We start from the raw sequence: 21,175 nt of genomic DNA on the forward strand, positions 1-21,175 counted from the left end.
TTCGAGCCAAAGCAAAAAGGGTTGGCATTAGCCAACCCTTTTTTAATTCTGCTGGTGAGCTTTACCAGTCGACACCTTTCAGCGCTTTGACGCCTGACTCAAATGCATGCTTTACATTCTTCACTTCAGAAACGGTATCAGCCATTTCAATCAGAGTGCGATGAGCGCCACGACCAGTAATGACAACCGACTGCATTTTAGGGCGGTTGTTCAGCGCTTCAACGACCTCGTCTAAATCAATGTAGCCGTAGCTCACCATGTACGTCAGCTCGTCAAAAAGAACCACATCGATAGATTCATCTTTGAGCATGCGCTTACATTCTTGCCATACGCCTTGCGCTGCTTCGGTATCAGCGGCTTTGTTTTGAGTTTCCCATGTAAAGCCGGTCGCCATTACTTGGAACTCAACGCCGAGTTTCTCAAGTAGGTTGCGCTCACCATTGTCCCAAGTACCTTTAATAAACTGCGCGACAGCACAATTCAACCCATGACCCACTGCGCGTGCTATCGTACCGAATCCTGATGTCGATTTACCTTTACCATTTCCGGTAATGATCAGTAGCAGACCTTTTTCCTCTTGAGCAGCAGCAATTTTTGCGTCTACCTGTTCTTTGACTTTTTGTTGGCGAGCCTTATGGCGTGCTTCTTTATTTTCTTCGATAGACATAATACTTCCTTAATTCCTTTTTGTGCTTTGCCCAAGCTGATTTGGGTTCATTGATTTATCTCGCTATGATAGACCAACATATCGTGAAGAAAAACCACCGATAATTCAGGGAATAAAATGAAGAAAATACTTGTTGTTTGTATGGGAAACATTTGTCGGTCACCAACCGGAGAAGCAGTGTTAAGAGCGAAAGCTCAAGAGTTGGATATTGCCGTGGAGGTTGATTCGGCAGGTACGATTGGCTACCACGCAGGAAACCCACCGGATTCAAGGGCAATGGCCGCAGGAAAGCAGCGAGGTTACTCTTTTAAAGGAATGCGTGCGCGTCAAGTTACCATTGATGACTTTGACAAGTTTGACCTTATATTAGCCGCAGATAAAGCAAATTTAGCCGATTTATTGGATATTTGTCCGTTGAAGTATCGACACAAAGTATCGTTATTTTTAAGTCATTCTGGGTCAGATTACAATGAAGTCCCAGACCCATATTACGGTGGAAAAGATGGCTTTGAACTGGTGCTTGATTTAATCGAAGAGGCATCAGACGCGATTTTGAAGAAGCTATAATCGCCGGGCTTGAAGACAGTAGAAAAAGGGATGAGCTGAGCTCATCCCTTTTTATTCGTGTTAACCCGCTAGAATGTCGGTTGCGACTTTGTAGCTTGGGTCTTCCTTCACGTTAATTTCAACCAAGCTGCCCGCTTTATCTAAAAGCTTACGGCAATCTGGACTTAGGTGACGAAGGTGTAGTGTTTTACCTTGAGAGTTGTAACGCTCTGCTAGTGTTTCAATCGCTTCAATTGCAGAGTGATCAGTCACGCGAGAGTCTGCAAAATCGACAATCACATCTTTTGGATCTTCAGGCGCGTTAAACAACTCCAAGAAGTTAGCGGCAGAGCCAAAGAAAATAGGACCGTGAATCTTGTACTCTTTTGAACCTTCCTCGTTTAAGCATGTGTCGGCATAGATGTGCTTAGCGTGTTGCCATGCAAACATTAATGCAGAAACAATAACACCAACCGCTACGGCAACGGCTAGGTCAGTAAGAACAGTAACAACGGTCACAAGAACAATAACGAAGAAGTCTTGCTTCGGTACGCGACGCGCTAGTTTAAATGTTGCCCATTCGAATGTACCAATGACAACCATGAACATCACACCAACCAGAGCAGCGAGTGGGATCATTTCAATTAACGAAGAAGCGAATAAGATAAACATCAATAGAGCGATAGCCGCAACGATACCAGATAGACGACCGCGACCACCTGAGTTTACGTTGATCATCGACTGACCAATCATTGCACAACCACCCATAGCACCAAACACAGAACAAGTCATGTTTGCCATACCTTGACCGATACATTCGCGGTTAGATTGACCACGAGTGTTCGTCATCTCATCTAAAACTGTCAGCGTTAGCAGAGATTCAATTAGACCAATGGCCGCTAGAATGATCGCGTATGGAAGAATGATTTGTAGAGTTTCTAGCGTAAATGGCACCGCCGGAATAGAGAAGGTCGGCAGTGAACCTGCGAGTGTTGCCGCTTCATCACCAGACATTGTACGCAGGAAGTCAACAACAGTGCGAGTTTCCAGATCCAAACCAACCACTAAAGCAGTCACCGTTACGATTGCAACAAGTGAAGAGGGTACAGCCGTTGTGATTTTTGGTAGAAAGTGAATGATTGCCATAGTTAGCGCAACCAAACCAAGCATTAGCAGCATTTGGTCTTGTGGTAGCCAAGTAAGCATGCCGTTGATATCTGGCGCTTTAAACTGACCCAACTGAGCTAGGAAGATAACAATAGCCAGACCGTTCACAAAACCAATCATCACAGGGTGAGGCACGATACGGATGAACTTACCCAATTTAAACATACCAGCGGCAATTTGAAGAATACCAGCGAGCATGATGGCTGCGAATAGGTACTGGACACCGTGAGTCGCGACAAGCGAAACCATTACGACTGCCATGGCACCGGTTGCACCAGAGATCATGCCGGGACGACCACCGAAAATGGAAGTAATAAGACCAACGATGAATGCAGCGTAAAGACCGACCATCGGATCTACGCCTGCGACGAACGCAAATGCGACAGCTTCAGGAACCAATGCTAGCGCAACGGTTAAGCCTGATAGCACATCATTTTTTACGGAGTGCTTAGAAAATTGGGGAAATTCGAACATGTTTGTTTTTAAGTTCTCTTTGCAATGAGTTAAACCCGACACATATTCGTATTTGCACAAGCCACTGAGTGGTTGATTTCTAATCAAACATTGCAGTGTAAACCGTAGTATTAAAAGAGCAGCATCAGAATGGTGTCGAAAACTTGAGTCGGCGCATGCTACCGAAAAGTGTGATTAAGTTCAAGAATGATACGAATAATGGCGTACAAATGTGATCACGAATTGGTATTTATATGAACAATTTATTGGGCAAATATGAAGATAAAAAAGGCTACCAGATGGTAGCCTTTAATTTATTTATGCCGTTAAGCAATTGAACGTAATGATTTAGCCTAGTTAAAGTTAGGCTTTGTCATCTCTGCCGATGCGCGGTTTTTAGCCACTTGGCTACCCGCACCTTTAGCTTGGTAACGTTCGGTTTTGAACGGTGCTGCTGCAACCGTGATTTCGCGTAGCTCTTGAGGGCCAGGTGCTTTCGTCATCGGTGCGCTAGCGTTTAGCTTAGCCGCAACTTTAATGGCTTCGACTTTAGGCTCTGGTTTAGCTACTGGCGCTTCGGCTGCAATCTCTTTTGCTGCTTCAACCACAGGCTCTTCAGCAGGTGCCGTTTCTACAATGGCATCAACCGGTTCAGTCGCAGGAGTTTCAACGATAGGCTCTACCGAAGCTGTTTCTACTACTGCCGATTCAGTTTTTTCTGCGATTACTGTTTCCACAACAGGTGCTTCTACTACTGGAGCTTCCACTTTCGCTTCAACTGTTTCTTGAATCTTTGATTCAACAACTGGCGCTTCTGTTACAACAGGTTGCTCGCGGCGAATAATCACTTTACCCATAGCCATCTCTGGACAAGCAAAACCACCTTGCATTGTAGGTACTGCTGCTACTGTTTCTTCCTTAACTTGCTCTTCTTTCTTAGGTGCTGGTTTCGGAATGTAGCGTGGCATTACTTTACCCATAGCCATCTCAGGAGAAGCTACACCACCTTTACGCAGGCGGAACGGGTTAGGACGGCGATCGCGACCACGGCGACGGCGCTGGCCACTTGCACGCAGGTGACGTGGCGAACGACGGTTACGACGTTGCTTAGACTCTGCTTGCTTGTTGTCTTGTTGTGCTTCTACCGCTGCTTCTGTTGGCTTCTCAACTTTGGTTTCAACCGTTTCTTGAGTCTTAACCGCCGTTTCTTCTGCTTTCTTCTCAACCGCTTCTTGGTCTTTAACGCGTACAGACTTGTTCAGTTTGCGACGTTGGCGACGCTCCTTCACTTTTTCTGCTTTCGCGTTTTGTTGCTTTGGTTTGCTCTCTTCTGGTTTTGTTTCAGTTCGAGCTTCCGCCGCTAGCTGCAGGCCTTTTTCCGCTACTTTTGCATTTGCTTTTTGCTCTTGGGCTTTATCTGCTTGTTGAGTTTTAGGCTTACGCTTTTGGTTGCGGTTTTGCTGTTTATTGGTTTGTTGTTGAGCTTCGTTTTGCTCATTCGCTTGCTCATCACGAGGCTTACGACGACGTCGGTTATCACGGTTATCACGATTGTCGCGGTTCTCACGATTATCGCGTTGGTTGTTATTGCGACGACGATCATTGCGATCACGTTTGTTGCGTCGATTATCGCGATTTGGCTTTTTCTCTTCCTGAGGTTTCGGTTCTTCTTTTACCTCTTCAGAACCGCCGAATAGGAAACTACCAAGTGCTTTAAACAAACGGCTGAACAGTCCAGGTTTTTCTTCTTGTTCAACTTTCTCTTCTTTCTTCTTCGCCTCTGGGGCAGGTTTAGCTGCTGGTGCAGGTGCCGTTTGAGAAGGAGCCGCAAAGCCTTTAAGAACAGGTTCTTCGATTCGTTTCGGTTTTACGTCAACTTCCGCTGGCTCTTTACCTTCCGCTTCTTTCATTGCTTCCAGTTTTTTAGGAAGTAGGTAAGAAATCAGATCGAACTCTTCACCTTCACGAACACGGATAACTTCGAAGTGCGGCGTTTCCATGTCAGAGTTTGGAACAACCGTAATCTTCACTTCTTGAATGCGTTCGATATGGTTCACTGAACGACGTTTTTCGTTCAACAAGTAAGAAGCGATTGGCACAGGTACAACTGCGAGAACTTGCGCTGTATTGTCTTTCAGTGCTTCCTCTTCGATTAAACGAAGTACAGAAAGTGCTAGAGATTCGTTGTCGCGAACGACTCCAGTACCGCTACAGCGAGGACAGATGTGGTGGCTTGCTTCTGCTAGAGAAGGGCTTAAACGTTGACGTGACATCTCCAACAAACCAAAGCGAGAAATACGACCGATTTGTACACGAGCGCGATCAAGACGAACGGCTTCACGTAGACGGTTTTCTACTTCTCGTTGGTGGCGAACAGGTGTCATATCGATAAAGTCGATAACCACTAAGCCACCCAAGTCACGTAGACGTAACTGGCGAGCAATTTCGTCGGCTGCTTCTAGGTTCGTGTTTAGGGCTGTTTCTTCAATATCGCCGCCCTTGGTTGCACGAGCAGAGTTGATATCGATAGACGTTAGTGCTTCGGTTGGGTCAATAACAATAGAACCACCAGATGGCAGACGCACTTCACGTTGGAAAGCTGATTCAATTTGGCTTTCGATTTGGTAGTGGCTGAATAGTGGAACTTCGCCTTCATATTTCTTAACGCGGTTAAGGAAATCAGGGCGCACCAATTGAATGTGCTCTTTTGCACGTTCGTAGATGGTGTTGCTGTCAATTAAGATTTCGCCAATATCACGACGCAAATAGTCACGGATTGCACGAACGATAACATTACTTTCTTGGTGGATTAAGAATGGAGCAGGGTTCGAGTCCGCTGCACCTTTGATTGCACCCCAGTGGTTAAGTAGTACATTCAAATCCCACTCAAGTTCTTCAGCACTCTTGCCAACGCCAGCAGTACGTACGATTAGGCCCATGCCCTGAGGCAGTTCCAAAGTACTTAATGCGGCTTTTAGTTGAGTACGCTCGTCACCTTCGATTCGACGAGAAATACCGCCAGCACGAGGGTTGTTAGGCATCAGAACAAGGTAACTACCAGCAAGAGAAATGAAAGTAGTAAGAGCTGCGCCCTTGCTTCCACGTTCTTCTTTTTCCACTTGAACGATAACTTCTTGGCCTTCCGTTAGCACTTCTTTGATGCTTGGACGACCTTGGTAGGTGTAACCTTCAGGGAAATATTCGCGGGCAATTTCTTTGAGAGGGAGGAAACCGTGACGCTCGGCGCCGTAATCAACAAATGCGGCTTCTAAGCTTGGTTCGATACGTGTGATACGTCCTTTGTAGATATTCGCTTTTTTAGATTCATGACCTGGACTCTCGATATCAAGATCGAAAAGTCGCTGGCCATCAACCAGAGCGACACGCAACTCTTCTTTTTGAGTTGCGTTAATTAACATTCTTTTCATTGAAAATTCTCGTTGTCTTTTCTTTTATATCTTTCTTGTCGACTTGCCACTGTTTTTTCGCTCTTTCACGGTGCCTGATCCCATGGCTTGTATTTTGCAGCCTCCCGGCTGGAAGGGGATGCTCTCGGGCACTTCAGTCATCACAAGCCTCTTGCGGTTTCTGTTGGAAACGTAGACTTGTGACCCGCTATTTGGGCGGTAGGTACTCAACGTGAATATGCGAGGAGTAGGGTGGCAAGAGTGTTGAATTCGATGTGTCTCACGCCAATGCTGCACTCGACCTTCAACGATCTACTCACATTGCTTGAGGATAAATGATTGGTAATGAATAAAATGTAACCAAACCTTCCTTAGCAGCTGTGAACTATAGCAGTGCGCGTGGCTATCAGCAATCTGCTTTCACGCAAACGATAGAAAATTTGCCGCTAAACTCAAAATTTCTAATTTATAACTGGCTGTTTCATAAGCAATTGAGATGTGTAAACTGATCAAGACAGAAAACAAATTGAGAACTCGATTGAGAGTTTTAATAATTTAAACAAAAGCTTGGCGAAATTTAGACCAGTTTGTACTATCAAGTGTTTCTTTTACGACAAGAATAATGTGAAGTCGCGCGAAATTGAGTTTACAATACGGCCCATGAGCGAAATAAGAACAAAAGTCCAGTTCGTCGACATTGACGAAGATATGGCGGGTCAGCGCATTGATAATTTTTTGCGCAACCAATTAAAAGACATCCCTAAAAGCATGATTTACCGAATCGTGCGTAAGGGCGAAGTGCGTGTAAATAAAAAGCGTATAAAAGCAGAGTACAAGTTAAAAGCAGGCGATCTCGTTCGTATCCCACCGGTGACAGTCGAGAAAAAAGATGACGATGTCGCGCCAAGTACGAAACTAAACAAAGTCGCAGAGTTGGAAGATATGATCATCTTCGAAGATGATCATATGTTAATTCTAAACAAACCATCTGGCACCGCTGTGCATGGTGGCAGTGGCTTAAAGTTTGGCGCGATCGAAGCGCTTAGAGCTCTTCGTCCTCAAGCTCGCTTTCTTGAACTTGTGCATCGTATTGACCGTGATACTTCAGGTATCTTGCTGGTTGCTAAGAAGCGTTCTGCACTTCGTCACTTGCAAGCCCAGTTTCGTGAAAAGACAGTGAAGAAGTTTTACTTAGCTCTTGTCATGGGACAATGGAAAAGCAGTTGTAAGGTTGTGAACGCGCCACTGCTTAAAAACGAAGTGAACAGTATTGTTCGTGTTAACCCTAACGGTAAGCCGTCTGAAACGCGTTTTAAGATTTTGGAAAAGTTTGAACAAGCAACATTGATTCAAGCGAGTCCGATTACTGGTCGAACTCACCAAATCCGAGTTCATACACAATACACGGGCCACCCAATCGCTTGGGATGATCGCTACGGTGACCGTCGCTTTGATGCTTACACAGGTCAAGTTGGTTTAGATCGTTTGTTCCTACACGCGGCAAACATCAAGTTCCAACACCCATCAAATGATGAGTGGATGGAAATCAACGCACCGATGGAACCGAAGCTAGAAAAAGTGTTGGCGGGTTTAAGAAACGCGTAACCATGCTTTCCTCGTGGACATAAAAAGGGAGCCTGTGGCTCCCTTTTATAGTCTTTGGATTAAAGGACATCGAGTCCCTGAACATGCAACATATCAATCAAATCAATCAGTGGTAGCCCGACAAGTGTATTCGGATCTTTCCCCACTAATTTGTTAAACAAACAAATTCCCATTCCTTCGCTTTTAAAGCTGCCTGCGCAGTAAAAAGGTTCTTCCCTGTCGACGTAGCGCTCGATTTGTTCAAGCGTCAAATCTCTAAAGTGTACTTCGAAAGAATCAAAGCCGACTTCTGTATGGTTTGTGACGGTGTTATGTACCGCAAGACCAGTATAGAAAGTGATGACTTTTCCACTTTGAGACAAAAGTTGATTTATTGCGTTGTCTCTATTTAAAGGTTTGCCAACGATTTCACCATTAATGACACAAACCTGGTCACTGCCGATAACTAAACTTGCTTTATCCGTCTGGCAAGATGTTGCTTTCTCTTGGGCCAATCTTTGCACCAGTTCAAGAGGCGTTTCCTGGTCAAACGGTGTTTCATCGCAATCAGGTGATAAACAAATGAACGGTAGTGAAAGCTTTTCAAGCAGTTGTTTACGAAAAGGGGAGGTTGAAGCTAAAACCAGTTGGTAATTTTTCATTTTGAATTACAATTCGTGGGAGCATTTCCGATAGGATAATCGATCAAAAATGATTCTGGCTAATGCTCTGTATGTTAAGCGTAAAAAAGTACAACTTTTTTGCCTTTTTCTTTGACTAATTTTGATTTGGAAGATAATATTCGCGCCCTATGCAAAAGGTAAAAATACCGCGAACGGTTGACCCAGCAAAAGCTGCACAGAAACGATTGGATTACGATGGCATCATCCAAGCTAGTCTTTTCAAGCGCTTAGCGGAAACAACTGAAGGCGTAAAACGCGACGCAGAAGTCTCATTGTCATTTGGGATGGATGAACAGCGACTCGTTGTTATCTCTGGTAAAGCTAACATCGAAGTCGATTTAGAGTGTCAGCGTTGTAATGAGGTATTCGCACATGAGTGCGAAGTTGAATTCCTTTCTACTCCTTACTACGGTGAGAAAACGGAACAGGAAGCACCAGAAATTTATGATTTGGTAGATCTAAATGAATATGGTGAATTAGACCTTATACAACTGGTTGAAGACGAGTTCATCTTAGAATTACCTCAAATTGCGATGCACGATGAAGCGGATTGTAGCGTTGATTCAAATAACATGGTTTTTGGTGAGATTCCTGAAGAAATTGAGGAAGAAAAACCGAATCCATTCGACGTTTTGAAAAGTCTGAAAAAGTAATAGGTGTGGTAACCGATTCTTCTTCAGGTTTTTAACCCAATAGTATAGGAGTAGGGTCAATGGCCGTACAGAAAAACCGTAAAACTCGTTCTAAGCGCGGTATGCGTCGTTCACACGATGCGCTAACTACAGCTGCTCTATCTGTAGACGCGACTTCTGGTGAAACTCACCTACGCCACAACGTAACTGCTGAAGGTTACTACCGTGGTCAAAAGGTTATCAACAAGTAAGGTTGAACCTTTGCAAAGTATTACCGTTGCACTTGATGCAATGGGCGGGGATTTCGGTCCACGCGTAACAGTGCCTGCCGCCGTGCAGGCACTGTCTCATTTCCCAGAGCTAAAAGTGATTCTTATAGGTGATCAATCTCTGATCACGTCTCAATTATTTCAACTCGGTACCTCGACCAGTTCCCGCTTGACTATTCTTCATAGTGAGAAAGTTATCTCGAACTCAGAAAAACCTTCATTGGCACTACGTAATAGCCAAAATAGTTCCATGCGTATGGCTATCGATTTGGTTTCTGAGCAGAAGGCGGATGCTTGTGTTAGTGGTGGCAACACCGGTGCATTAATGGCACTATCGCGTTTCATTCTTAAGTTACTTCCTGGTATTGAACGTCCTGCTTTAGTTTCAGCTCTACCGACGATTACTGGAAAGCGTACTTGGATGCTAGATCTAGGTGCGAATGTATCGTGCGATGCTGATAGTTTGTTCCAATTTGCTGTAATGGGCAGTGCATTAGCAGAAGAACACTTAGGTTGTCCTCCTCGCGTTGCTGTACTCAATATTGGCGCAGAAGAGATTAAAGGTAACGATTTAGTCAAACGTTGCGCAGAAATGCTTTCTCAGACCGACGCGATTAACTTTGTTGGTTATATTGAAGGTAATCAAATTTTGCATGATGTTGCAGACGTCATTGTATGTGATGGGTTTGTCGGCAACGTATGCTTAAAAGCCAGTGAGGGAACAGCTCAACTTTTTATCGAAAAAATTAAAACCAGTATGATGGCGTCAACGATAAAGGGTTGGATTGCTAGAAAGTTGTTTTCTCGGCTATTTAATGAACTAAAAACACTGAACCCCGACCAGTATAACGGCGCAAGTTTGCTAGGATTGCGCGGCATTGTCATAAAAAGCCATGGAAGTGCGGATGTATCTGCGATTGTCAATGCACTTGGCGAGGCAGTACACGAGGTCAAACGACAAGTACCAAGCCGTATTAGCGATCGTTTGGAAGCGGTTTTACTCGAGAGGCATTATTAGTCTTCATGTATAGCAAAATTTTAGGTACTGGCAGCTACCTGCCATCTCAGGTGCGTACAAACGCAGATCTAGAGAAAATGGTAGATACAAGTGATGAGTGGATCGTTGCTCGCACGGGTATTAAAGAGCGTCGAATTGCTGCAGAAAATGAGACTGTAGCGGACATGGCATTCTACGCAGCTGAAAACGCTATCGATATGGCGGGTATTGATAAAAACGATATCGACCTGATTATCGTAGCCACAACGAGCAGTAGCCATACTTTCCCTTCATCTGCGTGTCAGGTGCAGGCAAAGCTTGGCATTAAAGGTTGTCCAGCTTTTGACTTAGCCGCTGCTTGTTCTGGTTTTGTGTACGCATTATCTGTTGCAGACCAACATATTAAATCGGGTATGTGTAAAAACGTACTTGTTATTGGTTCAGATGCTTTGTCTAAAACGTGTGATCCGACAGACCGTTCAACCATTATCCTATTTGGTGATGGTGCTGGAGCCGTTGTCGTCGGCGCTAGCCAAGAGCCAGGTATTATTTCTACCCACATATACTCGGATGGTCAATTCGGTGAGCTACTAAGCCTACCTGTACCTGAGCGTGGTCAAGATGCTGACAAATGGCTTCATATGGCAGGTAACGAAGTATTCAAAGTCGCTGTCACTCAGTTATCGAAACTAGTAAAAGATACGCTTGAAGCCAACAACATGCATAAGTCTGAACTAGACTGGCTAGTACCGCATCAAGCGAACTATCGAATTATTTCGGCAACAGCGAAAAAGCTTTCAATGTCTTTGGACCAAGTCGTAGTGACATTAGACCGACACGGGAACACTTCTGCGGCGACAGTACCGTCTGCGCTGGATGAAGCTGTGCGCGATGGTCGCATTAAACGCGGGCAGACTTTATTGCTAGAGGCGTTTGGTGGCGGTTTCACTTGGGGCTCTGCTCTGGTGAAGTTCTAAGTTTCACGAGAATTCAAAATTTAAGGTGCACTTGGTGCATCTTATTTCTTTTTACTTTGCTTAAAGGAAAACAACATGAGCAAGTTTGCTATCGTATTTCCAGGTCAAGGTTCTCAAGCTGTAGGTATGCTTGCAGAACTTGGCGAACAATATGACGTAGTAAAACAAACATTTGCAGAAGCATCTGACGCACTAGGTTACGATCTATGGGCGCTTGTTCAAAATGGACCTGCAGAAGATTTAAACGAGACTTTCCGCACTCAACCAGCTTTGCTAGCTTCATCTGTTGCAATCTGGCGTGTATGGCAGGAGCTTGGTTTAGAGCAACCAGCAAACCTAGCCGGTCACAGCCTAGGTGAGTATTCAGCACTTGTATGTGCGGGTGTGATTGACTTTAAAGAAGCAATCAAGCTGGTTGAATTACGCGGTAAGCTAATGCAAGAGGCGGTACCAGCAGGTACTGGCGCTATGTACGCGATTATCGGTTTGGCTGATGATGCGATTGCAAAAGCGTGTGAAGACGCAGCGCAAGGTGAAGTGGTCTCTCCAGTAAACTTTAACTCGCCTGGTCAGGTAGTTATCGCGGGTAGCAAAGATGCAGTAGAGCGTGCGGGAGCACTATGTAAAGAAGCTGGTGCGAAACGTGCGCTTCCTCTTCCTGTTTCAGTTCCATCACACTGTGCGCTTATGAAGCCAGCAGCGGAAAAACTTGCAGTAGCTCTTGAGTCTATCGAATTTAACTCACCACAGCTTCCAGTTATCAACAACGTTGATGTGGTCGCTGAGACAGATCCTGCAAAAATCAAAGATGCGCTTGTTCGTCAGCTACATAGCCCAGTTCGCTGGACTGAAACAGTCGAGCTTATGCACGAGCAAGGGGTAGAACAGCTTCTTGAGCTTGGTCCTGGTAAGGTTTTAACAGGTCTAACAAAACGTATCGTGAAAACGCTAACTGCAGCAGCAGTGAATGATGTTGCGTCGCTAGACGCGGCGAAGTAATCCATCAAGCGATAAAACTTGCGATAAGAAAAGGAAACACAACATGATGAATCTAGAAGGTAAGATCGCGCTAGTTACCGGCGCAAGCCGTGGTATTGGCCGCGCGATCGCGGAACTTCTTGTAGAGCGCGGTGCGACGGTTATCGGTACGGCTACTTCTGAAAGTGGCGCTGCAGCTATCAGCGAGTATCTTGGTGATAACGGTAAAGGCCTAGCTCTTAACGTGACTGATGTCGAGTCTATCGAAGCGACACTAAAAACGATCAACGAAGAATTTGGTGTGATCGATATTCTGGTGAATAACGCTGGTATTACTCGTGACAACCTATTGATGCGTATGAAAGATGATGAGTGGAACGACATCATCGATACCAACCTAACGCCTATCTACCGCATGTCTAAAGCGGTTTTACGCGGCATGATGAAAAAACGTGCGGGTCGTATCATCAACGTAGGCTCTGTTGTTGGTACCATGGGTAACGCAGGTCAAACTAACTACGCAGCAGCGAAAGCGGGCGTGATTGGTTTTACTAAATCAATGGCTCGTGAAGTTGCGTCTCGTGGTGTAACAGTGAACACTGTTGCCCCTGGTTTCATCGAAACTGACATGACAAAGGCACTAAATGATGAGCAACGTGCGGCAACGTTGTCGAACGTGCCAGCTGGTCGTTTAGGTGACCCACGTGAAATTGCATCAGCAGTAGTTTTCCTTGCTTCTCCTGAAGCAGCGTACATTACTGGTGAAACTTTGCATGTAAATGGTGGCATGTACATGGTTTAATGCGACAGTTTGTGCAAAATAAGCTATTTTACATTGTGAAAAATAGCCTATAGTTGCAGTTAACTGTCATGAACTTGTCATGCTTATGCGCAAGATTTGTGCATGATTTAAGTCAAAAATGTATTGAAATTCGGTTAAATTCGCTAATTTTGTGGTTTGACCAGCAAGGACCCCCTTGCAACTTTCAATAGTTCGAATAAACTACGGAATCATCGCATTAGGCGAAATCTGTAAAGGAAAAGAAAAATGAGCAACATCGAAGAACGCGTAAAGAAAATCATTGTTGAACAGCTAGGTGTAGACGAAGCAGAAGTTAAAAACGAAGCTTCTTTCGTTGACGATCTAGGTGCTGATTCTCTAGACACTGTAGAACTAGTTATGGCTCTAGAAGAGGAATTCGACACTGAGATTCCTGACGAAGAAGCTGAGAAGATCACTACTGTTCAAGCTGCAATCGACTACGTAAACAGCGCTCAGTAATTAGCTCTCCCAGGCGGTCTCCTAGACCGCCTGTGTTCTTTCTAACTTCTTCTATCCTCTCATAGAAATATTCAATTCCCGGAGAATTATATCGTGTCCAAGCGTCGTGTAGTTGTCACTGGCATGGGTATGTTGTCACCGGTAGGCAACACAGTAGAATCATCTTGGAAAGCCCTGCTAGAAGGTCAAAGTGGTATCGTGAATATCGAGCACTTTGATGCTACGAACTTCTCAACTCGTTTTGCAGGTCTTGTTAAAGATTTCGATTGCACAGAGTACATGTCTAAAAAAGATGCTCGTAAGATGGATCTTTTCATCCAGTACGGCATTGCAGCGGGTATTCAAGCTCTTGATAACTCTGGCTTACAAATTACCGAAGAAAATGCGGCTCGAGTTGGTGTTGCTATCGGCTCAGGCATTGGCGGTCTAGATCTGATTGAAACAGGTCACACTGCATTAGTAGAAAAAGGCCCTCGCAAAGTTAGCCCATTTTTTGTTCCTTCGACCATCGTAAATATGGTTGCAGGTAACCTATCTATCATGCGTGGTCTTCGTGGTCCAAATATCGCGATTTCTACAGCATGTACTACTGGCCTACATAACATCGGTCATGCTGCACGAATGATTGCGTACGGCGATGCAGATGCGATGGTTGCTGGTGGCGCAGAAAAAGCGTCTACGCCTCTTGGCATGGCTGGCTTCGGTGCAGCTAAAGCGCTATCTACTCGTAATGACGAACCTCAAAAAGCGTCTCGTCCATGGGATAAAGGCCGTGATGGCTTTGTTCTAGGTGATGGTGCTGGCATGATGGTGCTTGAAGAGTACGAACACGCGAAAGCACGTGGCGCGAAGATTTACGCAGAACTGGTTGGTTTTGGTATGTCTGGTGATGCTTACCACATGACTTCTCCAAGCGAAGATGGCTCTGGTGGTGCACTTGCGATGGAAGCGGCAATGCGTGACGCGAACATCACAGGTACCCAAGTAGGTTATGTGAATGCTCACGGTACATCTACTCCTGCTGGCGACGTTGCAGAAATCAAGGGCGTGAAACGTGCTCTTGGTGAAGAAGGTGCGAAGCAAGTACTTGTATCATCAACTAAGTCTATGACTGGTCACCTATTAGGTGCAGCAGGGTCTGTTGAAGCAATTATCACGGTTATGTCTTTGGTTGACCAAATCGCTCCACCAACGATTAACCTTGATGATCCAGAAGAAGGTCTAGACATTGACCTTGTGCCGCACACTGCGCGCAAAGTTGAAGGTATGGAATACGCTATCTGTAACTCGTTTGGCTTTGGTGGTACAAACGGTTCTTTGATCTTCAAAAAGTTCGCTGAGTAACACTATCTAACCTTATTTAGATAAGCGAAACTTGTATTCTAACGGCTCGATGCTTAGCATTGAGCCGTTTTGTTTTATTTGTTGTCTGCTAATTTGAAGGTAAGCGAATGTTTTGGGTAAATGGAGTTCCACAAACGCATGTAGAACTGGGTGATCGCTCATTCCAATACGGTGATGGAGGTTTTACCACCATTCTGACCCAAAACGGAGAGTTGGTTTACTGGCAAGAACACATTGAGCGTATGAAGTCCTGCCTTGACGTATTGAAGATCTCTTCCCCTGACTGGCAAGTTGTGCGTGATTGGGCAAGCAAAGCGGCTTTATCTGATGCACAAGCTGGGGTGAAAATTCACGTTAGCCGTGGTATTGGTGGGCGAGGGTATAGTCCTAATGGGATTGAAGGCCCTATCGTGACTATCTCCAATTTTGCGTTTCCTTCTCATTACTCTTCTTGGCAAGAAAAAGGCGTGGATTTGGGCGTTTGTGAGACTCGTCTCGGGATTCAACCTTTACTTGCTGGACACAAGCACAACAACCGTTTAGAGCAGATTCTCGCCAAGGCTGAAATCGACGATACCGAGTTTGCAGATGCAATAACGTTAAATGTGCAAAACCATGTCATTGAAACTACAATGGCCAACCTTTTTTGGGTTAAAGGTAATAAAGTATTTACACCGGATCTCACCTTATCTGGCGTTGCGGGCGTAATGCGTCGTAAGGTGCTTGAGTTACTAAAAGTAAGTCATATTGAAGTCATCGAGGGGCGTTTTATACTTCCAGATTTGCTGAGCGCAGACGAAGCTTTCATGTGTAACTCAATATTAGGTGTCGCACCAATTCGCAGCATAGTGGCATCTAACTCTAAGACTATATTTCCGATAGGAAAATTGACTCAACGACTGCAAGGGAATTTAACTACGTGATTAAAAAACTGTTGGCTTTTGTTGTGCTGATCGCAGTGATAGGCGCAGCAGCTGTTTTTTATATAATTTCACAGGCTAAACAATACGTTGAAAGGCCTATTCTATTGGAACAACCTCAGCTGTTTACTGTAGAAAGTGGTACAAGCTTTCATCATGTCATGCGCGCCTTAGTTGAAGATGAGGTAATTGAAACATCGGAGTACATCCGTTTAATACCTCACTTATATCCAGAACTGTTGCAAGTGCGAGCGGGTACTTATCAACTAGAGCCTGGTATGTCGCTTTCGCAAGCATTGGAGCACCTGAATACCGGAAAAGAATACCAGTTTGCGATCACTTTTGTTGAAGGCAGCCGCTTTTCTGAGTGGGTAGAGCAATTGAAAAGTGCTCCTTATTTAGAGCATGACTTAACCGATCTATCAGAAAAAGACATGGCAGCAAAGTTGGGTATTGAGCGAGAAAAGCTTGAAGGACTGTTTTTAGCAGAAACCTACCATTACACGGCGGGTGCAAGTGAAAGCCAGTTATTAAAACGAGCGCATCGAAAACTCAATAAGATTCTGGATGCTAACTGGGAAGCTCGTCAAGAAAAGCTGCCATTGCAAGACAAATATGAAGCCTTGATTCTGGCGTCTATCATCGAGAAAGAGACGGCCATTGACTCTGAGCGTGAGCGCGTCGCTTCTGTGTTTATCAACCGATTGAACAAACGCATGCGTTTACAAACGGATCCGACGGTTATTTATGGTATGGGTGAGGCTTACGACGGAAATATTCGTAAGAAAGATTTGCGCACGCCGACACCATATAACACCTATACCATCAATGGTTTACCTCCAACCCCAATCGCGATGGCAGGTGAAGCCTCTATTGAAGCTGCTTTGAATCCAGAAAGCAGCAACTATTTATATTTCGTAGCAAGTGGAAAGGGCGGACACGTATTTTCGAAATCCCTTGCAGAGCACAATCGTGCTGTTCGAGCCTATTTAAGAGAACTAAGAAAGAACAAATGATGAAAGCAAACTTTATTGTCGTTGAAGGCCTAGAAGGCGCGGGTAAAAGCACTGCGATTAAAACCGTTTTAGATACGCTAAAAGCGGCAGGTATTGAAAATATCGTAAATACCCGTGAGCCAGGAGGCACGCCGCTAGCAGAAAAGATGCGCGCTCTGGTGAAAGAAGAGCATGAAGGCGAAGAACTTAAAGACATGACGGAGTTGCTTCTTCTATATGCTGCACGTGTCCAGTTGGTTGAGAACGTGATCAAACCAGCTTTGGCGAACGGTCAGTGGGTGGTGGGTGACCGCCACGATATGTCGTCGCAGGCTTATCAAGGTGGTGGCCGTCAGATTGACGCGTCGCTAATGAAAAACCTTCGAGACACAACGCTTGGTGATTTTAAACCTGCTTTCACTCTCTATATGGATATTGACCCTCGCGTTGGGCTTGAGCGTGCGCGTGGGCGTGGTGAGCTCGATCGTATCGAGAAGATGGATATCAGCTTCTTTGAACGTACACGAGAGCGTTATTTGGAGATTGCTCATGCTGATCCTTCTATCATTATCATTAACGCTGAGCAGGCGATCGAAGACGTGTCGCGTGATATTCGGGACGCTCTTAACGAGTGGTTAGCTCGTCAATAATAAGTGAAACTTAAATTTAGGTGACTCATGTTAAATGATTATCCATGGTTGCAGCCAGTATGGGATAACCTCAAAGTAGGGCTAGAGTCGGACAGAGTACCAGGTGCGCTTTTATTGCAAAGCGAGCAAGGCTTAGGCATCGAAAAACTTATCGAGTTTTTTAGCCAAGCACTTCTTTGCCAAAATTACGCCAGTGAAGCGTGCGGTTTTTGTCATAGCTGTCAATTAAATCAATCACACAACCACCCAGATTTACACTGGATCAAACCAGAAAAAGAAGGAAAAGCGATAACGGTGGACCAAGTTCGAGCTTGCAACCGTCTTGCTCAGGAATCATCACAGCTTAATGGTTATCGCCTATTTGTTATAGAGCCAGCGGACTCTATGAATGAATCGGCATCGAATGCATTGTTAAAAACGCTAGAAGAGCCTGGGGCAAAGTGCTTGTTTTTGCTCGTTACCCACAATCAGGAGCGCCTGCTTCCAACGATTCGTAGCCGTTGCCAACACTGGGTTGTTGCGCCGCCGTCAACGGAACAAGCGATGCAATGGATGCGCGAACAAGGGGCGCAGCAAGTTCCTGCTTACGCCTTAAAACTGAATATGGGCTCTCCTATAAAAACATTGGATGCGTTAAATAATGGCGATCTCGATGCTTACTTGGCTTTTGAGCGCACTTTTATTAAGGCGATGTCTTCTCCTGCCTCAGACATTTCTGAGTGTGCTTCTTTAATGGCTAAACACTCGGAGCAATCACTAGACTGGGCGTGGTATTTACTGACAGACGCTCAGAAAGCGCAGTTTGGTGTATCAGAAGCACAAATGCTTCCTGGCGCTATAAAGTTTCAGCCGAACAACTACAACGGTTTGTACTCATCAGCGAAGGCGCTGATGGACCTCAAAGCTCAGGTGCAAGCCTTTCCTGGTCTAAACCTTGAGCTACTATCAATGAACTGGTTAATTGAATCACGAGAGGTATTATGTTCGTAGATTCTCATTGTCATTTAGACAAATTGAATTACGACGATCTCCACATCAATGTGGAAGACGTTATTAACAAAGCTAAACAAGCAAAGGTAACCGAGCTGCTTTCTGTGGGAGTTACGCTGGATTCTTTCCCTAAAATGATGGAAATGATTGAGCCTTATGAGAATGTTTATGCTTCGTGCGGTGTACACCCACTTGATGTTGAAAGCGACTTTTCGATGGACGTGCTACGTCACCACGCATCGAATGAAAAAGTCGTTGCCATTGGTGAAACAGGCTTGGATTATCATTATAAGCCAGAAACGGCAGCGTTACAGAAAGAGCGTTTTGAGCAACACGTTGATCTTGCGGTGGAGCTTAACAAACCTTTAATTATCCATACCAGAAACGCACGTGCGGATACTCTAGATATTTTGCGTAAGGGTGGGGCGGAGAAATGTGGTGGTGTTATCCACTGTTTTACAGAAGATCTTCCATTTGCTGAAGCTGCACTTGAGCTGGGGTTTTATATTTCTATCTCGGGGATTGTCACTTTCCGTCAAGCTACAGAGTTGAAAGAAGTGGTGAAGACTCTACCTCTAGAGAAGCTTCTCATTGAGACAGATTCTCCTTACTTGGCTCCAGTCCCTCACCGAGGTAAAGAGAATCAACCTGCTTATGTTGTCGAGGTGGCTTCTTATATTGCGCAACTCAAATCGTGCTCTCTTTCTGAAGTGGCACAAAAAACCACCGAAAATTTCCGAAATCTTTTTTTGCGATGAAAAATCAATAAGAGCATAAAAAAGGAGCGCATGCTCCTTTTTTGTTGATAAAAACAACAGATATACTCATGAGTTTAATGTTTACTAAAAATGTTGATTTAATAACATTCAAAAATCACAAATGTAATTTTGTTACTAAAAATAACATTGGAGCGTATTTTATTTACGCCTTAAAATTAATTATATAAATAATAAACTCTTTATAAAACAGCAATATAACTGCAATGCAAACCTTTTCATTAGCTGTTTTTGGGTGTGATCCAAGACTTGTTTTGAAACTAAATTTCGTAACTGTGTGGAAAGTTTGAGGGTCATCAATATATATTTAGAGCCGGAAAATATAATGCAGTTGTGGTTACATTTTCATTGGGTGCTAACCTTTAGGCTACGGGGGTGTGCCGTTAGTGCCCAAATAATACTTATAAATTTATCAGGAGCATAAACATGTTTAAGAACCTTTTTGCTAACCTGCAAAAAGTTGGTAAGGCGCTGATGCTTCCAGTATCAGTTTTACCAGTTGCAGGTATTTTATTAGGTGTGGGTGCTGCCCATCTAAGCTTTATTCCAGAGATCGTTTCTAATCTTATGGAACAAGCTGGTGGTTCAGTATTCGGCCAAATGGCACTTCTATTTGCAGTAGGTGTAGCTCTAGGCTTCACTAATAACGACGGTGTTGCTGGTCTTGCAGCAATCGTTGGTTACGGCATCATGACGGCAACGCTAGGTGTAATGGCGGGTGTTATGGGTGTTGAGAAAATCGATACAGGTGTACTAGGTGGTATCCTTGTCGGTGGTGTGGCTGCTTGGGCATTCAACCGTTTCTTCAAAATTCAACTTCCAGAGTATCTTGGCTTCTTCGCTGGTAAGCGTGCAGTGCCTATCATCACTGGTTTTGCAGCGATCATCCTTGGTGTTATCCTTTCTGTAATTTGGCCACCAATTGGCGGTGCAATCTCTGCATTCTCTGATTGGGCTGCGCACCAAAACCCACAACTAGCATTCGGTATCTACGGTGTTGTAGAGCGTTCTCTAATCCCATTCGGCCTACACCACGTATGGAACGTACCGTTCTTCTTCGAAGCAGGTTCTTGTGTTAACGCTGCTGGTGAAGCTCAAAACGGCGTACTAACTTGTTACCTAGTTGCTGATGAAGCATCTCGTGCTGCTGGTAATGGCTTCGGTCAGCTAGCGGGTGGTTACATGTTCAAGATGTTTGGTCTACCAGCTGCAGCAATCGCAATTGCTCACTGTGCTAAACCAGAAAACCGCGCAAAAGTAATGGGTATCATGGCGTCAGCTGCACTGACTTCATTCCTAACTGGTATTACTGAGCCTATCGAATTCTCATTCCTATTCGTTGCTCCACTACTATACGGTATCCACGCTCTACTAGCTGGTTCTGCATACATTGTTTCTAACACTCTAGGCTTTGTACACGGTACTTCTTTCTCTCACGGTCTGATCGACTTCCTAGTTCTATCTGGTAACGCTCAGAAGATGGGTCTAATGATTGCTGTTGGTCTAGTATACGCAGTGATTTACTACGTAGTGTTCCGTGGCGTAATCACAGCACTTGACCTAAAAACTCCTGGTCGTGAAGATGAAACAGAAAGTGCGGCAGCAACTTCTGGCTCTGACATGGGTGGTGAACTGGTTGCAGCGTTCGGTGGTAAAGCTAACATTACTGGTCTAGACGCATGTATCACTCGCCTACGTGTCGCGGTTGCAGATACAGCAGCTGTTGACCAAGACAAACTGAAACAACTTGGCGCTGCTGGTGTTGTAGTTGTTGCAGGTGGTGTACAGGCTATCTTCGGTACTAAGTCTGACAACCTAAAAACTGAAATGGATGAGTGGATCCGTAACCACGGCTAAT

The 21,175-nt window shown here is 44.7% G+C and carries 20 protein-coding genes; 16 read left to right on the forward strand and 4 right to left on the reverse strand.

Annotated elements, in window-relative coordinates:
* Nucleotides 1-61 precede the first annotated feature (61 nt).
* Entirely contained in the window at nt 62-667 is a 606-nt protein-coding gene (gene cobO, locus L3V32_RS08840) for a cob(I)yrinic acid a,c-diamide adenosyltransferase (protein ID WP_005396966.1), read from the reverse strand.
* A 117-nt stretch (nt 668-784) separates the two neighbouring features.
* On the opposite strand from cobO, the gene L3V32_RS08845 reads away from it, so the two are divergent.
* The gene (locus L3V32_RS08845) at nt 785-1,234 is read left to right on the forward strand and encodes a low molecular weight protein-tyrosine-phosphatase (protein WP_237284127.1); all 450 of its coding nucleotides are present in this window, start codon (nt 785-787) and stop codon (nt 1,232-1,234) included.
* 60 nt (nt 1,235-1,294) lie between these two features.
* On the opposite strand, the gene L3V32_RS08850 is transcribed toward L3V32_RS08845, so the two are convergent.
* Both L3V32_RS08850 and rne read right to left on the reverse strand, forming a co-directional pair.
* Complete coding sequence (locus L3V32_RS08850) at nt 1,295-2,854, reverse strand: SulP family inorganic anion transporter (protein ID WP_005396973.1); 1,560 nt, start codon at nt 2,852-2,854, stop codon at nt 1,295-1,297.
* 332 nt (nt 2,855-3,186) lie between these two features.
* Nucleotides 3,187-6,261 carry a ribonuclease E gene (rne, locus tag L3V32_RS08855; protein WP_237284128.1) on the reverse strand — a complete coding sequence of 1,025 codons (3,075 nt, stop codon included), beginning with the start codon at nt 6,259-6,261 and terminating at the stop codon, nt 3,187-3,189.
* A 639-nt stretch (nt 6,262-6,900) separates the two neighbouring features.
* Between rne and rluC the strand changes: the two genes are divergently transcribed.
* The gene (gene rluC, locus L3V32_RS08860) at nt 6,901-7,845 is read left to right on the forward strand and encodes a 23S rRNA pseudouridine(955/2504/2580) synthase RluC (RefSeq protein ID WP_005396975.1); all 945 of its coding nucleotides are present in this window, start codon (nt 6,901-6,903) and stop codon (nt 7,843-7,845) included.
* A 59-nt stretch (nt 7,846-7,904) separates the two neighbouring features.
* Here rluC and L3V32_RS08865 read toward each other — a convergent pair whose 3' ends face one another.
* Nucleotides 7,905-8,486 carry a nucleoside triphosphate pyrophosphatase gene (locus L3V32_RS08865; protein WP_005396976.1) on the reverse strand — a complete coding sequence of 194 codons (582 nt, stop codon included), beginning with the start codon at nt 8,484-8,486 and terminating at the stop codon, nt 7,905-7,907.
* Nucleotides 8,487-8,635: 149 nt separating this feature from the next.
* Between L3V32_RS08865 and yceD the strand changes: the two genes are divergently transcribed.
* The 14 genes from yceD (at nt 8,636) to ptsG (ending at nt 21,174) form a co-directional block, all read left to right on the forward strand.
* On the forward strand, nt 8,636-9,160 hold the full coding sequence (gene yceD / locus L3V32_RS08870) for a 23S rRNA accumulation protein YceD (RefSeq protein ID WP_237284129.1): 525 nt from the start codon (nt 8,636-8,638) through the stop codon (nt 9,158-9,160).
* Nucleotides 9,161-9,219: 59 nt separating this feature from the next.
* On the forward strand, nt 9,220-9,390 hold the full coding sequence (gene rpmF / locus L3V32_RS08875; RefSeq protein WP_005396978.1) for a 50S ribosomal protein L32: 171 nt from the start codon (nt 9,220-9,222) through the stop codon (nt 9,388-9,390).
* A gap of 10 nt (nt 9,391-9,400) precedes the next feature.
* Nucleotides 9,401-10,426, forward strand: a complete 1,026-nt coding sequence (gene plsX, locus L3V32_RS08880; RefSeq protein ID WP_104974988.1) for a phosphate acyltransferase PlsX — start codon at nt 9,401-9,403, stop codon at nt 10,424-10,426.
* A gap of 5 nt (nt 10,427-10,431) precedes the next feature.
* Nucleotides 10,432-11,382, forward strand: coding sequence for a beta-ketoacyl-ACP synthase III (locus tag L3V32_RS08885; protein ID WP_005396980.1), 951 nt, complete (start codon nt 10,432-10,434; stop codon nt 11,380-11,382).
* Between the two features lie 75 nt (nt 11,383-11,457).
* Nucleotides 11,458-12,381 carry an ACP S-malonyltransferase gene (fabD, locus tag L3V32_RS08890; RefSeq protein WP_012841591.1) on the forward strand — a complete coding sequence of 308 codons (924 nt, stop codon included), beginning with the start codon at nt 11,458-11,460 and terminating at the stop codon, nt 12,379-12,381.
* Nucleotides 12,382-12,427: 46 nt separating this feature from the next.
* Nucleotides 12,428-13,162 carry a 3-oxoacyl-ACP reductase FabG gene (gene fabG / locus L3V32_RS08895; RefSeq protein WP_031780596.1) on the forward strand — a complete coding sequence of 245 codons (735 nt, stop codon included), beginning with the start codon at nt 12,428-12,430 and terminating at the stop codon, nt 13,160-13,162.
* Between the two features lie 246 nt (nt 13,163-13,408).
* Nucleotides 13,409-13,642 carry an acyl carrier protein gene (acpP, locus tag L3V32_RS08900; RefSeq protein WP_004406112.1) on the forward strand — a complete coding sequence of 78 codons (234 nt, stop codon included), beginning with the start codon at nt 13,409-13,411 and terminating at the stop codon, nt 13,640-13,642.
* Nucleotides 13,643-13,735: 93 nt separating this feature from the next.
* Nucleotides 13,736-14,986 (forward strand): beta-ketoacyl-ACP synthase II, encoded by a 1,251-nt coding sequence (fabF, locus tag L3V32_RS08905; protein ID WP_237284130.1) that lies wholly within the window; start codon nt 13,736-13,738, stop codon nt 14,984-14,986.
* A gap of 107 nt (nt 14,987-15,093) precedes the next feature.
* Nucleotides 15,094-15,909: an aminodeoxychorismate lyase gene (gene pabC, locus L3V32_RS08910; protein WP_170902938.1), complete on the forward strand. Its 816-nt coding sequence runs from the start codon at nt 15,094-15,096 to the stop codon at nt 15,907-15,909.
* Nucleotides 15,906-16,922, forward strand: a complete 1,017-nt coding sequence (mltG, locus tag L3V32_RS08915; protein WP_150919136.1) for an endolytic transglycosylase MltG — start codon at nt 15,906-15,908, stop codon at nt 16,920-16,922. Before pabC ends, mltG begins: the two co-directional genes overlap by 4 nt.
* Nucleotides 16,919-17,551, forward strand: a complete 633-nt coding sequence (tmk, locus tag L3V32_RS08920; RefSeq protein WP_031780597.1) for a dTMP kinase — start codon at nt 16,919-16,921, stop codon at nt 17,549-17,551. Before mltG ends, tmk begins: the two co-directional genes overlap by 4 nt.
* 27 nt (nt 17,552-17,578) lie before the next feature.
* Nucleotides 17,579-18,541 (forward strand): DNA polymerase III subunit delta', encoded by a 963-nt coding sequence (locus L3V32_RS08925; RefSeq protein ID WP_152811897.1) that lies wholly within the window; start codon nt 17,579-17,581, stop codon nt 18,539-18,541.
* A complete protein-coding gene (locus L3V32_RS08930; protein ID WP_005396993.1) occupies nt 18,532-19,299 on the forward strand; it encodes a TatD family hydrolase in 768 nt (255 codons plus the stop codon). Before L3V32_RS08925 ends, L3V32_RS08930 begins: the two co-directional genes overlap by 10 nt.
* 444 nt (nt 19,300-19,743) lie before the next feature.
* Complete coding sequence (gene ptsG / locus L3V32_RS08935; RefSeq protein WP_006743155.1) at nt 19,744-21,174, forward strand: PTS glucose transporter subunit IIBC; 1,431 nt, start codon at nt 19,744-19,746, stop codon at nt 21,172-21,174.
* Nucleotide 21,175 lies beyond the last annotated feature (1 nt).

This window comes from Vibrio sp. J2-4 (assembly GCF_021728155.1).
Taxonomy (GTDB): domain Bacteria; phylum Pseudomonadota; class Gammaproteobacteria; order Enterobacterales; family Vibrionaceae; genus Vibrio; species Vibrio diabolicus.

Coding starts and splice junctions, on each gene's coding strand:
- cobO (WP_005396966.1), bottom strand. CDS start 667: ATGTCTATCGAAGAAAATAAAGAAGCACGCCATAAGGCTCGCCAACAA.
- L3V32_RS08845 (WP_237284127.1), top strand. CDS start 785: ATGAAGAAAATACTTGTTGTTTGTATGGGAAACATTTGTCGGTCACCA.
- L3V32_RS08850 (WP_005396973.1), bottom strand. CDS start 2,854: ATGTTCGAATTTCCCCAATTTTCTAAGCACTCCGTAAAAAATGATGTG.
- rne (WP_237284128.1), bottom strand. CDS start 6,261: ATGAAAAGAATGTTAATTAACGCAACTCAAAAAGAAGAGTTGCGTGTC.
- rluC (WP_005396975.1), top strand. CDS start 6,901: ATGAGCGAAATAAGAACAAAAGTCCAGTTCGTCGACATTGACGAAGAT.
- L3V32_RS08865 (WP_005396976.1), bottom strand. CDS start 8,486: ATGAAAAATTACCAACTGGTTTTAGCTTCAACCTCCCCTTTTCGTAAA.
- yceD (WP_237284129.1), top strand. CDS start 8,636: ATGCAAAAGGTAAAAATACCGCGAACGGTTGACCCAGCAAAAGCTGCA.
- rpmF (WP_005396978.1), top strand. CDS start 9,220: ATGGCCGTACAGAAAAACCGTAAAACTCGTTCTAAGCGCGGTATGCGT.
- L3V32_RS08885 (WP_005396980.1), top strand. CDS start 10,432: ATGTATAGCAAAATTTTAGGTACTGGCAGCTACCTGCCATCTCAGGTG.
- fabD (WP_012841591.1), top strand. CDS start 11,458: ATGAGCAAGTTTGCTATCGTATTTCCAGGTCAAGGTTCTCAAGCTGTA.
- fabG (WP_031780596.1), top strand. CDS start 12,428: ATGAATCTAGAAGGTAAGATCGCGCTAGTTACCGGCGCAAGCCGTGGT.
- acpP (WP_004406112.1), top strand. CDS start 13,409: ATGAGCAACATCGAAGAACGCGTAAAGAAAATCATTGTTGAACAGCTA.
- pabC (WP_170902938.1), top strand. CDS start 15,094: ATGTTTTGGGTAAATGGAGTTCCACAAACGCATGTAGAACTGGGTGAT.
- tmk (WP_031780597.1), top strand. CDS start 16,919: ATGATGAAAGCAAACTTTATTGTCGTTGAAGGCCTAGAAGGCGCGGGT.
- L3V32_RS08925 (WP_152811897.1), top strand. CDS start 17,579: ATGTTAAATGATTATCCATGGTTGCAGCCAGTATGGGATAACCTCAAA.
- L3V32_RS08930 (WP_005396993.1), top strand. CDS start 18,532: ATGTTCGTAGATTCTCATTGTCATTTAGACAAATTGAATTACGACGAT.
- ptsG (WP_006743155.1), top strand. CDS start 19,744: ATGTTTAAGAACCTTTTTGCTAACCTGCAAAAAGTTGGTAAGGCGCTG.